Consider the following 14,332-nt stretch of genomic DNA (forward strand, 5'->3'; position numbering starts at 1 on the left):
ATCCGGTACAGCGAATGTAAGGACTGCCCGTGCGGGAACTGCGAATCCCGGAGGGAGCAATGCCCGGGGTGTAAGGAGATGGCCTATTGTCAATCTCTAAAGCAGGCGCGGGGTGTCCGGTGGCATCATGGGGAGGGCTTTGGCTGTCATGTAAAGACAATTCGAAGGGAGTGTGGTGCTAATGAATAAAGGTCCAGAGGCCGTTCACTTAAGTGAACGAATGGAAGGTCTCTTGCAGGGACACCGTACAGTATTTGGTTCTACAAGGCAGGGAATGAGTTTTTGCACAGGTATTTCCAGACTAACGGAAGATTTGAAGGATTTTGAGAGCCTCGTGATTACCGATCCTAAAATTGAGTGGATGCGTGATGGGATCGATGGTAAGAGGCAGGATTTTTATCTTGCTCTGGCGGGGCTGGTTATGTATGGTGGCAGGTTTAAGGCAGGGGATAAGAACTTAAGCACCATGATGGCTTTGGAATATTTGCCGATAGAGCAACTGAATCAGATTTTTAAGGAAGAGCACCGGAGTGGAAAACTGCCGGTGTTTTTCTATGAGCACTGGCAGAAATACCGGCGCCAATTGATGCCGCCAGGGAAGGGAGGTGATAAAAGATGATGTGGCGGTCACATTTGGTCATGGGCCTGGGGGCCGGGTATCTGGTTTCGGGGTTTGATCCGGTTTTGCTGGCGGCAGCGGGACTGGGATCTCTCCTGCCGGACCTGGATCATCCAAACAGCTGGATCGGCAGCAGAATACCGATTCTTCCCACGATTGCGAGGGGAGTTCTGGGGCACCGGGGGGCGCTGCATAGCCTGGCGGCCACCCTTGCTCTGGGCGGGATTATCGGTTTGCTGTGGGGCCGGGAGATAGGCTTAGCGATGGCGGCCGGGTATCTGGCGCATTTAGCGGGAGACATGTTGACCCTGTCCGGCGTTCCCCTGCTGTGGCCGTTACCGGTTATGGTGCGGATTCCCCTGGTGAAAACCGGCGGCTTGCTGGAACGGTTTGTGGTCTTTCCGGCATTGACACTGGGCCTGGTTTACTGGGCAGTGCTGCCGGAGGTATCCGGCTATGTGGGGAGGGTGATGGCTTGGTTAACCTAAAAAAAGATCGTATTGTGATGTACTCGCTGTTGGCGGTGGTCTTTTTAGCACTGGTTTTCATCGCCCATGGACTGGCTCTAATGTTTATCTGCATGGGTGCTGCATGGTGGGTCAGAGAGAAAAAGCTTCAGGCCCCAGTCATTGTTGTGGTGATTACCATTGGAATGGGGCTGCTTGGTGGGTACGGAATGAATCTCATTCAGAAAATACCAAGGTTTGATGAGGGGTCCGGGAATTGGCTGAAACCCGAAGTTCAGGATGTTTCTGTTCGATCTTGGTTTACTGCCAGGGATTTAAGAAACCCCGCAGACCGGGCAGGACATACCGGAGTGCTGTTGGGAAGTTTGCTGGGGTTTGCAGTTGCGGTGGGGATGATGAGACGCAGACGCCGGATGCATGGACCGGGAGTGGTTCAGGGAAGGCCGTTGGTGAAAAAGGATAGTGGTTGGGCCGACGAAAAAGAGGCTGCCAAATTATGTGAATTTGGGCCTCCAAAGCCGGGCAAGTACGGCGGAGGGGTGATCATCGGGAAGTTGAACGGCCGCATTTTGCGGGTCATCATCGGCCGCATGGCTATTGCAGCTCACACCGCCATTTTTGGAGCCACGGGGGCCGGAAAAACCTTTGGCTGGGTTCTGCCGAATATCATAGCTGCGGCCCATGACGGTTGGTCCATGGTGATTTCGGACCCAAAAGGGGAGTTGGTGGCCGGAAAGTGGAATGGCAAGGGGGAGTATGAGCCGGGCATTGCGGACTGGCTGAAGACCCAGGGCTACAATGTGATCGTCCTGAATTTTAAAGATCCGGGACAGGGGAGTCATCGCTGGAATCCCTTGTTTGAAGCGAGAGATGAGGGCGAATTCCGGCAGGTTTGCGAAGCCATGATTCTCAGTGCCGGGAAAGAAAATCCGTTCTTTGCCGGGGGCGAATCCAACCTCTTCACGGCGCTTATGGGGCTGACCCGGTACGGGAGTTTTCTGGAGGAAGAAATGCGGCATATGCGAACGGTGCTGACGCTGCTCTCCTGGCCGGTGGAAAAACTGGATGAGGCTTTTGAGAAAGAGTTCCGGTCGGGCCGTCTGCCGGTCTATTATTATGAGAAATGGCGGGGGGCGGTCGGCATGTTTAATAACTTTGCCACCGGGGTGCAGAACAAAGTAGCGGTGATGACGGATGGTCCCTTAGCGGCCCTGACCGCCGGGCATGATGTTAATCTCCTGGATCTCGCCACCAAGAAAACCGCGCTGTTTTGTATCCTCCCGACCATTGGGGATTTAAGGCCGTTACTGACGGCTTTTTATTTTTTGCTTTTTAAGCGTCTGGTGGAATATGCGGAGGCCAATAACAATCGGCTTCCGATTCCCGTTCGGTTTATCCTTGATGAGTTTGCCAACATCGGTCGAATTCCGAACTTTAACAACCGGATTTCGTTCGACCGGGGACTGGGGATCTGCTACAACTACATTGTCCAGTCCCGCACCCAGTTGAACAGCCTCTATGGGGCGGATGTGGCCGAGACGTTTTTAGGGAATACCGATATCCGCATGGCCCTGCGGGTTAATGACGATAAAACGGCCGGGTACTTTACCCGGCAGCTGGGCAGTGCGGATGTGTGGGATGTTTCCCAGAGAAAAGACGTGACCTGGCCCTGGAAGCGGGTGGAGATCCCCAAAAAGACGGAGAGTAAGAAGAAGATGGATCTCTTGTTCCCCTGGCAGTTTTATGAGATGGAATTCTTTACGTCCGTGGTTCGGATTCCCACCTGCCGGCCTTTTTATCTGGACACGGTGGCCTTCTCGGACCTGAAAGAGTTTAAGGAGTTATCCAGGGAACCCAAAACCATTGCGGATTTTGCCCCGGCGGTACCGAAGCAGGTACCCACCCCGCCGATTCCCAGTCCGGTGGAAGAAGCAGAAGGGATTGAGGAACTGCCAAAGAGGAAGAGGAAAGGGTCGAAGGGAAACCCGGTTGAGCCTCTGCCGGATGTGGCCGGGATTTTGGAAGCGGACCCCGGGGATAACGATATTATGCGGATGTTTGGGAGTTAGGAGTTGGTGAGATGACGGGCATTACTCATGCGGCGGCCGGCTCGGTTCTGGGGGCAGCTATAGCAGTGTGGGGCGGGCAGGAGATGATTGGCGCCGTAGTCGGGGCTGCGGCAGCGCTGCTTCCGGATGTGGATCACCCCGGCAGTTACGCCGGCCGGGGGTTCCGGCCCCTGGCAGTTTGGCTGGAGCGAAAGTATGGCCACCGGGACAGCCCCACCCATACGCTGCTGTTTTGTATTACCGTGGGATTGGTCTTCGGCGTTTTGGCCGCCGTTGCCTTTGGCAGTGCGCTTTTAGTCCTTTCCGCAATAGCCGGGGCCGTATCCCATCTCTTACTGGACGGGTTGACACGCAGCAGCATCCGGCCATTGCGATTGTTTTTACCGAGACTGCCCCGGAAATGGGAGCCGGTAAAGGCGAAACTGGAAAAAGCATCCTGGACCCGGAAGAAATGGAGTGGACCTATTTCCACCGGGAAGGATCTCCGGGAGTTTGTTTTAGCAGTACTCTGCTTTTCGTTAACCCTGATAATTTTTGGCATAAAATCTTAAACGAAAGGAAGATCAAAATGATGTACAAACCTGAAGGATATAGCATTACGGCGGATCGCTGGGAGCAGCTGCACGAGGCAAAAAAGCGGGGGTTTCCGGTAGAGGGAACGGTGGAGCGAGTTACCTGGGTTGAAGAGAAGCCGGTTTGGGTATTGGACATGGGAGAAGAGATACCCGGGATGGTCCCTTTCGGTGAGACCGGACTGGAAAGGGAGGAAATGGCCAGTCGCTTCATCGGTCAGAAGGTATGGGTGAAGGTACGGCGGTTGGATGCGGGGACACGATCAGTCATTTGCTCCCGCAAAGAAGTGGTTGAGGATGCCGCCGAGAGGTTCTTTAAGGAGATCAAACCCGGAGATGTAATTCCGGTGGTTGTGAAGGCGGTTTTGGCCAAGACTGAAGAAAAACCGGAACGGCTGCAGGTGGATGTAGGGGGCGGGGTATTGGTGGAAGTATCCCGCAAAAACGCAACCCGAAGTCAGGTACGTCGTTTGGTGGAGCTTTATCCTCCTGGGACTTCGGTTCGAGCCCGGGTGATCCAGGCTGATCGGGAGTCGAATGCCATCCAGGTGTCTTTGGTGGACGAAAAGAACCCCTGGGAGGGTTTTTTAGTCCAGCGGGGGGACTTTCTGAAGGGACAGGTTATAAAGATGGTGAGTACAGAGAAAGATCAACTGGTTCTGTTAGAAATTAAGCCGGGAATTATAGGCATTGCCAATCTGCCGCAGCGCGGCCGGCTGAAAAGGGGAGACGTGGTACCGGTGGCGGTAACCATGGTTGACCCGGAGAAGGAAAAGCTTCATCTCAGGATACGGGGTGTTCGATTGGCCTAAAGGGAGAGGGATACAGCATGACGGTATTGGTAGATCAAAGAAAATCGCCCGGGCTGATCACCAGCCCCCGGGCGGAAAGGGTATTATGTTTTTTAGAGAGCTGCGCCGGTGCTTCGGAAGAAGCACTGGCCCTCCTTTTTCCTTTTTATCGACAGTCTCTCCGGATCTTACGGGGTTCGGGATATGCATTGCGCTGTTGGAAGCCCGGGGGCGAGGTGTTCTGGTGCCCGATGAATAAGCCATTGCCGACGGATGACACCTATGCCGCCCGGTGTGCATTGGGATGGCTGGCCGCCCGGTTTGCGGAGAGCGGAGCGGAGCTGCAGGGTCGGGTGGCCGTACTGAAGAACCGGCAGAGGCTGCGGGTCTATGTTGTGCCGCCGGTACCTCCGGAGAACGAGGAGCCGGGATTGGCGGTATTGTTGGAAAAGGTGGTTTTGCCCAAAGGGTGGTATTCGGTGTCGGCTGCTCAGTTGCCGAAAATGAAGCTATCGGACTGTGTGCGGAAAATGTGAAGAAAAAAAGAATAGTAGCGAAAAATGCAAAAATTATAGGTCCTAGTATTAGTATTTTATGGTAATATGTAAATGGGAATACATAGCGAACAAACGGGTCTCACCTGCCGGGGATGGAAACATCCGGAAAGGGGGTGGGACGGGATGATTACTATAGGTGATACAGTTCAAATTGTTATAGCAGTAATACTCCTGTTGACCCTCGTAGTTCAATTGACGAACCGAAGCAAGTAATTAAAAACCCTTAAGCTGTTCCCGCAGCTTAAGGGTTCTAGATGAAAACCTCGGTAGGTCGAGGCAACCACGCCGTTTTGTTCGTTAACAGTATTCCCACTTTTATTATCTCATAATAAAAGTATATATAAAGAATATATTTATATCAATGCTTTTATTATTTTCTCGCAAATAAAGTCAAGTAAAAAACCATATTGACAGAGTAAACGGAGGTCTGCTAAGATTTGGATATACAGGGAGAAAAACCTGTATCCGTTTCTCACCCGGTGTGGTGACTTGATTCCGATGTGGGGAAATTATTCCGATCGGAGGAAGTACCGTTTAACCATTAGATGGTTTTGGCGGCGAATGCCGAGCGTGATTTTAGGTTACGCCCTTCTGTGGCAGGAAGGATACATGCTGCTACTAGCACAACCTTAAGGTTCGTGTGACGAGTGCCCAACCGGGTTATGAGAATTTTGAGAGTATGGAAAGGACCTGACTGGGTCTTTTTGTGTTTTTAACTGAGCAATCCGGTTTTCCGGCAAAATATATAAAGGCTTATTACGGCCACCGCAAGAGTTATCTCATTAGCGCGATGAGAGTTTCGGCAACTTTTGTGTGTGGCCGTTTTTTGTTTTTATATAGACATCGGGGCGGCGGCCCCAATCAATCACTTTCAAGAGGAGGTGATATTGGGGACGCCGGCCGAAGGGCGGACCCCTATGTCTATGGCAAGAGTGTTGAATATGGTGAAGAACAAAAAAGGGACGTATGTGTACAAGTATCAGTATACCATACGGTATCGGATGAATCAGATTACAGCATGGACCATGACTAAATTACAGGCTGGTTGTTTGCTTGTGTTAAAGCCGGTTCTTGTTGTACTTCTATCGATTGCGCTGGTGGCGATGTTTATCGGAAAGATCGGATATATATCCGGAAGATCCATTCAGCGCCGGTTGGTACCCAGGCTTTTGGCCTGGCTGTAAGTTTAAAAATTAAAATTTAGGGAGGAATATACATGATGTTGAAATTAGCAGAGAAGTTGACCGGGAAAGGCATTGAGGATTGCGTCCTGCAGTACCATATAGCCCGGGGAAACAAGAATGATTTGCTTAGTAAGATTAAAGTGAGAGAGGCGGCTATTAGTCACCCCTCATACAGGGAGCAGGATAAAGTTCTACAAGACATGTATAAAGAAATGAGCGAGGCCAGAGCAGCAGTCGCAATTGCGGAGGCTGCTTTGGAGAAGGCAAAGGCGGAACAAACCGGGCTAATCAGTTTGGTTGGTTTGCTGTCCGCATCGATCCAGTCAGGGAAAGAAACCTCTGAAATCGAAGCGGCAATTGCAAAGATCATTGATCTTGATCCGGGGAGCTTGCCGAAAGAGAAAGAAGAAGCACAGGAAGGTACTAAATCTCAGCCCTCGTCGCATGGAACTGAAACGCAAGGGGACGAGATGGAGTCCAAAGTATTTAAGGTTCTGGAAACTCGACCGGGAAAAAGCGAAGGAACCGTTCGAGCTTATTGTGAGGCACGGGATGGGTCCAAGCATGCTGTATTTGCCAAAAATGGAAACGGTAAGAAACTACTCGAGTCCATAGACAAATTGGTTTTCGTAAAGTATCGACCAGGAAACAAGGGCCTTATTGCATTTGCCGTGGAAATATTAAATTCTTAGGGAGCAAAAATAAATGTTCACTTAAGTGAACAAGGGAGTTTTATAAAAACAGATAGGAGTGGAATTTAATGAGTGAGGATACAATCGTTTTATTGCTGGCGCTAATACAGTGCTACCTAGACTCAATAGATCTTTGAGAGGAGAGAGAACGCTTAAATTTTCGGCGTTCTCTTTCAATTTTTGTGTAAGAAGTTTTTAAGAATGTTCACTTAAGTGAACATTCTTAAATTCTACATCTTTTACAGGGAGGATGTTGATATTAAAAAGAGGTAAAGTATGCAGAAAATGGCAAAAGTACAATGAGTGAAACGGTGCCCTTTTCTTCTAAAATGGATGCTGATGTGAAGAAAACACTAGAAGACTTGGTTGAAAAAAGTGGAGTGACGACGAAGGAGTTCATGGGCCGGTTGGTGATGAACTACCAAGCTGCCCAGGAACGTGAAAGCATGGGTCAGGTAAAAGAATTGGAGAATCTACGACATCACCTTGCACGAGTAGAAGAGGTTTATATTTCTTTCGTAAAAGCTGCCCAGGATCGCTAGGAGGCCGATGCTACTCGAATAAGTAAAGCGGAGGCAGACGCCCAGGCCGCCAAGGCCGAGGCACATGAAAGGGAGAGGATGGCTGCGGAGGCCATTGATGCTGCTAATGAAAGGGTCCAACAAACAGAAGGCGAAGCAGCTATTGTTAGAGAACAGACTGACAAAGAATTAAATGAAATGAGTAGAGAATTAAATGAAATGAGAGAGGCTTTAGCCAGAGAAAAAGAAGCCCGGGAACAATCAACTAGAGTGGCAAGTTTTGCTGAACAGGCTGCCTCTGTTGCCGGACGAAGATTAGGGAAGAGAGAGATAGAGGAGGATTATAAAGTGGAACAAGATAAGATCATTAACAAGATACGCAAGGTCCTTGCGTTAACGAAAAGTAACTATCAGGAAGAAGCTCAGGCAGCTCTGTTGAAGGCACAGGAACTTATGGCTCAACATGGAATCACAATGTCTGAAATTGAGATCTCTTCAAAGGAAGTAGACTTAGAAAAGCAGGTGGTTGACACATGCGTTTCAGAAAGCAGAAGAAACACCTGGTACGAAAAAAACTTATCTTCAATTATAGGTAAAAATTTTCGTTGTCATCCCTATGTAACAGGTGGTAAAGGGATCTATTTTATAGGATTAAAAGAAGATGTAGAAATTGCGAAAGAGATTTATTTGTATGCCCTTACCACGATGCTTTATTTAGCAACTAACTATGTAAAAGAGAACCGTAATAAAATAATTAGAATAACAAGTAAGCAATTAAAAAATGATTATATGATTGGGTTTCTTAATGGACTAAAAAAACGGTTTGAAGAACAGGTTGAATCAAAGGGATACGCTTTAATCTTGGCTAAGGATGCCCTGGTTGTACAAGCCGTAGAGGAGAAAAATTTAATAAAGAAAAAAGGCAGTAAAATTGTAATAGCAGGTTCTTTAGATGCCAGGCAAACCGGGTATCGGGATGGCCGTAACTTTAATGAGAATAAGAAAATGATTCGCTAAGAGGTATTGGTGGCCTGGTTCACTCCAGGCCGATCCTCTTAATATTTCCACAAGTAAAATTTATGGCGCCAACCGTTCACTTAAGTGAACAGACATCTCCCAAAGGCCACGAATGGTTATAGGTTCCATATAGTTGGTCATAACTATAGACAAGGTTTCTTTGGGAGGGGTATAATTTTGGAAAGAGGTTGGTCCATAGCAGGAAGAAAACATCTAAAAAAAGGAGGGAGAAGGATGGCAGTCAGCATGCGGGAGTACCCAGTTCTTAGGGGGCGTGATGCAAAGCGATTCACTGAAGACAAAACGAGAACAGAAGAGCTTCTTGCGAAAAAAGCTGAAGAGTTTAGAAAAGATCCTACCTCCGTGAAAGCAGGCAAGAGGAGTAGGGGCATTTCTATATGCGTTCGGAAGAAATCCACACGCAGTCAATAATCCTTCAAGCAATTATTGATTGTGATTATGATAAGTATAAGGATTTTACTTGTGGAAATGGCAGCTTAGATCAGTTCTTAAAAACAGAGGCCTATTTAAGTCATGTTGAGAAAGAGGCAAGTACAACGCTTGTGCTTGCCGATAACGAATTGGTTGCATATTTCACCCTGAAGCATTCTACGATCCGGTTTGAAAATGATAAAGGCAGTCTGGAAGCTGTTGAGTGCTTAGAAATTGCAAGAATAGGAGTTAGTATATTTAAACAAAACCAGGGGATCGGGAAGGCGATTGTAAATCATATCATTGAATATGCCTATATTTTTAATGAGAAGTATATCATTAGCCTTGCATTGCGTGAAAGAGTGAAATGGTATATCAGAAATTTTGGTTTTCAGGTTGCAGTAGAGGAAGAGTTAGAAGCAGACACCGGTGACCCGGTCATCTTTATATATCTAAATCTGGATTTTCAAAAATTGAAAGAAGAACTTGAAAGTAACCCTTAAGGTCAGCGGTTTTTATGATATAAGGGTAAAGCTTTGCAAGACATAAGAAATGCCAGGGCTTTTATAACCCTGGCATTTTAATATTATTTGAAGGGAGGTGATACCAACCAAGACTTTTATGTGATTGGGGGTGATCGATTAAAAAGGAAAAATAAAAACGGGTTCAGCAGTAAGCTGGCCCGCAAACAAAACCGTAAGTAAATAATAACAGTAGATTAGATAAAAAGCAAACCTTTTTTATCCTGCTGCACCAGGGAATAAAAATTTCCCCTGGGGTGCAGACCAGGGGTAGAAGAGGGATAGATATGTTAGAAATAAAGGGATTAAGACTCCCGACAATCAAGTGCGTAGGATGCGGAGCAGAAATTCCAAAAGGAACAGCTTGTAGATATTGCATGGGATTAATTGATACACCGAAGGACTATAGCTACCAAAGATTTTCTATTGTGGGAAAGAAAAAAAAGAATGCACCGGCTGAGGTATGGGGCTTTGGGGTTGAAATTGAAACACTCTCGGAATCACCAAGCCAGTTGATATTGTTAAAGAAAGGCTTTACACCCTGCATTGACTCTACGGTTACACTAGAATGGAAATCACCTATATTCCAGAGCCTATTGGGGTTTAAGGGAATTTGCAAAACAATAGAGGAGATGGATGTCAGTCATGGTGGCAGCCATGTTCATGTATCTGTTCAGAGAAAAGACTTATTCCAGGATCACTATGAGGAGATCTTTCATCCTCTGGCAGATTTTCTTTACGGTACTAGCTTTTATGAGATTTGGGGTCGTCGGGATACCAGTTATTGTAATTTGCCGGGCAGCGCCTATAAACGACATAGCTGGGTCAACGTTAACACCAACTATAGCACCATCGAATGGCGCTTACCCAAATTCGTAAGTGCTGAGCAGTATTATAATTTGGTCAAATGGCTAACCAATGTTACCTGGGGCCTTGACAGAAAGCTACTTAGCAAAAAAAGCCCCAGGGCTATCGGAAATTGGCTGCTTAATAACTATCAACAACAGATGGCAGCATAAAATTTAAATATACTGGAGGTGGAAGGAGCGAGTATCTGGGTACTCGCTCCTCTTAATATATGTGTAGACTATTTTTAGCAAACCGAGAAGGGCTTGACCGGTTGGGACCCAAAGGAACGGAACAGGTTTTTGAATTTCTTGAAGCCAGCATGGGTGGCCATGGTAATGGGGTCGCTTATGTTAAAAAGGAAAAAGTCTATATAAGGAAAGGGCTTAAGTTTCCGGTCAGTAAAGCAAGTAAATTAGCCTTTAATTCCTGTGCGGAATGGTTCATCTTTCATACAAGATGGGCAAGCATGGGGGAAGTATCAAATCAGAATTGCCATCCGTTCCAATACGGCCGTATTGTGGCAGCCATGAACGGAACTGAGTTTGGGTTGAGATCCCTTAGTCGAGCAATGGGAGAGATCACGGATACAGAAGCCTTAGTTATATCCATTGCCGCATCTTCCTACCATCTTCCGGCCATAGAAATTGCAAAACGGTTTACTGAGCTTGATTCCGTTTTTGTAGGGCTAATTAAACAGGATAAGAAATATGTCCCTTTTGCCAGTGTAGGACCCGCGCTGGGGGATCTTCAAGTCTATCAAGATAAGGGAGCTATCATAATGGCCTCTGAACTACCTTTTGTAGATGAAACCAAAGTTATGAATGCAATTGATGGTTTTTATTGGGCTGGTGGTCCTGTTCCGGAAGATAGCCTAGTAAAGATGGGCGCAAAAAATAGAATAAAGAGGGCTAAATCTATTAATAGATTTTACCATGAGATCCCGAATTATTATGGATACTATGGGTCTAGAGGGCTAAGGTAGGAGGAGCGATATGAGAAAAACTTCATTAAGAATTGAGGGTAACAGGCTAATACTCGGGAAAAAGACAGTAGATAATCTCCCTCCCTGGATTAATACCCTGAAGGAGTATACGGAAAATTGGGGGATTCCTCCCAAAGCTCAACTACTGTCTGCTCTGGTAAGAGCAGGAGCAATTATCGAGGAACCTCGGCAAGCGCAGACTCAGGCGCTTGTAATTGTTAACGGAGATGATTTTATGACATCTATGTCTTTTAATTTAGACATTGGTTATCCAACTCCGTCTAAAATATTTTTATATGGACGAAATCGAATTGCAGTTGGGAATGACGAAAGGATAAGCTTTAGCAGCTGGATTAGGGGCACAGAGAAAAGAATTAAAAAAGGGAGGGTTATTTTTTATAGCCCCAGCATTACGCCAGAAGGACATTGGGCAATTGGACTACCAAGGGAATTTAGAGAAAGAAAAAACTTATATAGCCTAGAGGATGTAAAAATATTTTTATTAAACTTATTAAAGATATAAGTTTAAGCCATTCCTGGCCCTGTTTCATGGCCAGGAAACTCGGCCAAGCGGATCATACCGTGGTCCAGTATACAAAAGATAGGATGATGCCCGGGAATTTGTTCCCGGGCTTTTTTATTTCAGGACAGGGTAATCTTTATTTTCCCTGCAAGCTTGCATCACTCTTTGTAGTTCATCAAATTGCTCACGTGGAATGATAGCTTCATGATCATTTTTAATTGTGAGACTTTGTTTCATTGGTCCTTTCCCACGTTCGCAAACTTTAGCATCACCAACATAGAGAGGGTCACTAAAAATACGCTTTATGTGTAATTTGTATTCTGATTCTTTTTTCGTATACTCCGGGCTATACATTTTCTCCTTAAGCTCTTGAAGTTCTGCTTCTGGGAATTTTTCCAGCTTCAAATTAAGAATGTCCTCAAATTCTATTGAAGGATCTATCTCCTTTATGGTTAGATAATAGACTTCTTTTATGCAAAATTCATGAGCTATATACTCTAAAATTTGAGAGGTACTTACTAGTGATTTGGCTTCTTCATGGCTCACAGACTCTAAGGGCTTTCTTAAGCCGTTGGCTTTGATAGCCCTTTTCAGCAGTTCATCTGGTGGATTATCGGAGTAGGAAAGAAACTGTCTCACTTTCCATCGTATAATTGCACTCTCTTCCCTATTGATAACGAGCTTTCCTTTTACGAAATCATAATCATAGCCATAATGTCCGATCGCCCGTTTTATCGCTCTTTTTTCCCGAACAGCCATCAACCCGTCTACCAAGCGTTGCGGCAATCCAGGCTCAGATTTCAAGGCTTTTAGTATCTCGCTTAATGAGTGTTCTATATTGCTCAAAACATATATCTCCTTTCTGGCTTAACTTCGCACTAACAGACACTCAGAACATAACAAGTCCAAATTATTCTGAAAGACGATTTACCGTTCGCTGTAAATCCTGGGTGCCGGGTTTCGTATATCTGGCTACCATCTGAATATTTGGATCTCCATTTTTTTTTGTGTGACCAAGTAAAAAAGCCACTTCTGTATCTGAGGCCCCATTATCCTTAAGATTTTTTGCAAAGCTATGCCTAAGTGTACGGGGGTTCAGTCTACGAATACCTGTGAGTTGCCGGTAATATTCTACACGTTGATGCAAATATTGATAATCTATGCGCTTTCCCCTCAAGATAAAAAGAGCCTCTTGATCACTACCGTATTGATTCTCACGAAAATCAATGTATTTTCTTAAGGCCTCATGCAGCCGGCCGCCAATATACTTCATTTTATCCTTAAATCTTTTCTCAATAAATTTCATAGGCACTGATCGAGATTTATTTCGTTTTGAATTATTGATATAAATTTTGCTCTGATTAACGGGATATAAGGTTAAGTTGTTAAGATCCAGCTTAACAACTTCAGAAGGCCTTAGACCCGCATCTAACATAACAAGCACCATGGTTATATCCAAAAGAATATTTTCTTTCTCTAAACGATGAATTAATAGAGATTGTTCTCTGGGGGATAACCACTTATCCTCTCCGTTACTCACTTCATCACACAATAAACCGCGAATCCTTTTCGCCGGATTAGACTCTAAGAAATCTTTTTCTACTAAGAAATTGCACAGGGACATAATGGCCATGAGTTTAGTATTCGTGGTACCGGGTGTATTAGTTTTTACCAATTCATCACGGTATGTTTTGATCAGGGAAGGCGTGATATTCAGGGGGTTAAATTCTTCATTGGTATGGCTTGACATCCATTGAATAAATAGCTTGTTGTTCGTTAAGTAAGATTTATTGGTGTTTTCTGAAAGAGTCTGCATTTGATCCCACTCAGAATACTCCTTCAAGACTCCTATAAGAGGTTCTTTATCAGCTTTTATTCTCTGTCCCGTTATTATGAAAGATTCCAGAAAGATCTTTTTATTTTCTGGGATGTTCGGCGGCAACCCTTTACTATCAAGAGCCCAAGTGAAGAAATACCTTAATCGGTCCTTTGTGGACTTATTTTCAACCGGATGAAGAGCCCCAAGGTATGTTTCCAGCTGCATAACCATATACTTTAAAACTTCCTCAGAATCTATCCCCTTTAACCAGTTTAGGTAATTCTTGATAGGAGAAAAATAGGACCGAGCAGTGCTCTTACTGTACTTTTTGAGAAGGAGGGATCTGTATTCCTCGATGATATTCATATATTTAGAATCCTCACCTTAAATTATATTTAGGGAAATAAAAAATAATCTGTTAAATTATCATGGTACTGGTTTTTCTTTTTTAGAAGGAGTTTTACCCCTTTGTGGCTCTGCCACCAGGACATTTTTCATAGCCATATTAATTATACCTTTTTGGGAACAGAAAAACAACAAAACAAAAGATTATGATTATAATCTGTTGTTTTGTTGACTAATATAGACATAATGCAACCCGGGCCGGAAAGGGTATATAATCTGAGCCACAAGCATTACTAATGAGAACTGTTTATTTTTTTTCACTATCCTTATGTGACTTATGTGATGTGTTTTTGGCTATGTTCTCGGCAGCCT

Annotated in this window: 17 protein-coding genes; 15 read left to right on the forward strand and 2 right to left on the reverse strand. The window is 45.4% G+C overall.

All coding sequences use genetic code 11. The features are described 5' to 3' along the window. The first annotated feature begins 181 nt into the window (after positions 1 to 181). The 15 genes from DESRU_RS03530 to DESRU_RS03600 all read left to right on the forward strand — a co-directional run bounded on the left by DESRU_RS03530 (position 182) and on the right by DESRU_RS03600 (position 11,796). Positions 182 to 619 carry a hypothetical protein gene (locus DESRU_RS03530; RefSeq protein ID WP_013840749.1) on the forward strand — a complete coding sequence of 146 codons (438 nt, stop codon included), beginning with the start codon at positions 182 to 184 and terminating at the stop codon, positions 617 to 619. After that, positions 616 to 1,107 (forward strand): metal-dependent hydrolase, encoded by a 492-nt coding sequence (locus tag DESRU_RS03535; protein ID WP_013840750.1) that lies wholly within the window; start codon positions 616 to 618, stop codon positions 1,105 to 1,107. The genes DESRU_RS03530 and DESRU_RS03535 overlap by 4 nt, the downstream gene beginning before the upstream one ends. Next, complete coding sequence (locus tag DESRU_RS03540; RefSeq protein ID WP_013840751.1) at positions 1,095 to 3,155, forward strand: type IV secretory system conjugative DNA transfer family protein; 2,061 nt, start codon at positions 1,095 to 1,097, stop codon at positions 3,153 to 3,155. Before DESRU_RS03535 ends, DESRU_RS03540 begins: the two co-directional genes overlap by 13 nt. An 11-nt stretch (positions 3,156 to 3,166) precedes the next feature. Then, the gene (locus tag DESRU_RS03545) at positions 3,167 to 3,706 is read left to right on the forward strand and encodes a metal-dependent hydrolase (protein ID WP_013840752.1); all 540 of its coding nucleotides are present in this window, start codon (positions 3,167 to 3,169) and stop codon (positions 3,704 to 3,706) included. A gap of 17 nt (positions 3,707 to 3,723) precedes the next feature. Next, positions 3,724 to 4,539 (forward strand): RNA-binding protein S1, encoded by an 816-nt coding sequence (locus DESRU_RS03550; RefSeq protein WP_013840753.1) that lies wholly within the window; start codon positions 3,724 to 3,726, stop codon positions 4,537 to 4,539. 17 nt (positions 4,540 to 4,556) lie between these two features. Next, positions 4,557 to 5,054 carry a hypothetical protein gene (locus DESRU_RS03555; RefSeq protein ID WP_013840754.1) on the forward strand — a complete coding sequence of 166 codons (498 nt, stop codon included), beginning with the start codon at positions 4,557 to 4,559 and terminating at the stop codon, positions 5,052 to 5,054. Between the two features lie 938 nt (positions 5,055 to 5,992). Beyond that, a complete protein-coding gene (locus tag DESRU_RS03560; RefSeq protein ID WP_143758740.1) occupies positions 5,993 to 6,259 on the forward strand; it encodes a hypothetical protein in 267 nt (88 codons plus the stop codon). A gap of 32 nt (positions 6,260 to 6,291) precedes the next feature. Further along, positions 6,292 to 6,951: a hypothetical protein gene (locus DESRU_RS03565; protein ID WP_041275281.1), complete on the forward strand. Its 660-nt coding sequence runs from the start codon at positions 6,292 to 6,294 to the stop codon at positions 6,949 to 6,951. 299 nt (positions 6,952 to 7,250) lie between these two features. Continuing rightward, complete coding sequence (locus tag DESRU_RS20715; RefSeq protein ID WP_049786733.1) at positions 7,251 to 7,493, forward strand: hypothetical protein; 243 nt, start codon at positions 7,251 to 7,253, stop codon at positions 7,491 to 7,493. A gap of 78 nt (positions 7,494 to 7,571) precedes the next feature. Further along, on the forward strand, positions 7,572 to 8,489 hold the full coding sequence (locus DESRU_RS03575) for a DUF2786 domain-containing protein (protein WP_238446357.1): 918 nt from the start codon (positions 7,572 to 7,574) through the stop codon (positions 8,487 to 8,489). Between the two features lie 177 nt (positions 8,490 to 8,666). Continuing rightward, entirely contained in the window at positions 8,667 to 8,921 is a 255-nt protein-coding gene (locus DESRU_RS03580) for a hypothetical protein (RefSeq protein ID WP_143758741.1), read from the forward strand. Further along, positions 8,888 to 9,424 carry a GNAT family N-acetyltransferase gene (locus DESRU_RS03585; RefSeq protein ID WP_013840759.1) on the forward strand — a complete coding sequence of 179 codons (537 nt, stop codon included), beginning with the start codon at positions 8,888 to 8,890 and terminating at the stop codon, positions 9,422 to 9,424. Before DESRU_RS03580 ends, DESRU_RS03585 begins: the two co-directional genes overlap by 34 nt. A gap of 305 nt (positions 9,425 to 9,729) precedes the next feature. Further along, the gene (locus DESRU_RS03590; RefSeq protein ID WP_013840760.1) at positions 9,730 to 10,461 is read left to right on the forward strand and encodes a hypothetical protein; all 732 of its coding nucleotides are present in this window, start codon (positions 9,730 to 9,732) and stop codon (positions 10,459 to 10,461) included. A 101-nt stretch (positions 10,462 to 10,562) separates the two neighbouring features. Then, the gene (locus DESRU_RS03595) at positions 10,563 to 11,273 is read left to right on the forward strand and encodes a class II glutamine amidotransferase (RefSeq protein WP_013840761.1); all 711 of its coding nucleotides are present in this window, start codon (positions 10,563 to 10,565) and stop codon (positions 11,271 to 11,273) included. A 10-nt stretch (positions 11,274 to 11,283) separates the two neighbouring features. Continuing rightward, complete coding sequence (locus tag DESRU_RS03600) at positions 11,284 to 11,796, forward strand: hypothetical protein (protein ID WP_013840762.1); 513 nt, start codon at positions 11,284 to 11,286, stop codon at positions 11,794 to 11,796. 114 nt (positions 11,797 to 11,910) lie between these two features. Here the strand turns inward: DESRU_RS03600 and DESRU_RS03605 are convergent, their stop codons facing one another. Beyond that, on the reverse strand, positions 11,911 to 12,642 hold the full coding sequence (locus DESRU_RS03605) for a recombinase family protein (protein ID WP_013840763.1): 732 nt from the start codon (positions 12,640 to 12,642) through the stop codon (positions 11,911 to 11,913). A gap of 64 nt (positions 12,643 to 12,706) precedes the next feature. Next, on the reverse strand, positions 12,707 to 13,846 hold the full coding sequence (locus DESRU_RS03610; RefSeq protein WP_187290609.1) for a tyrosine-type recombinase/integrase: 1,140 nt from the start codon (positions 13,844 to 13,846) through the stop codon (positions 12,707 to 12,709). Positions 13,847 to 14,332: the final 486 nt, after the last annotated feature.

The sequence above is a fragment of the Desulforamulus ruminis DSM 2154 genome (genome assembly GCF_000215085.1).
GTDB classification, from domain to species: Bacteria; Bacillota; Desulfotomaculia; order Desulfotomaculales; family Desulfotomaculaceae; genus Desulfotomaculum; species Desulfotomaculum ruminis.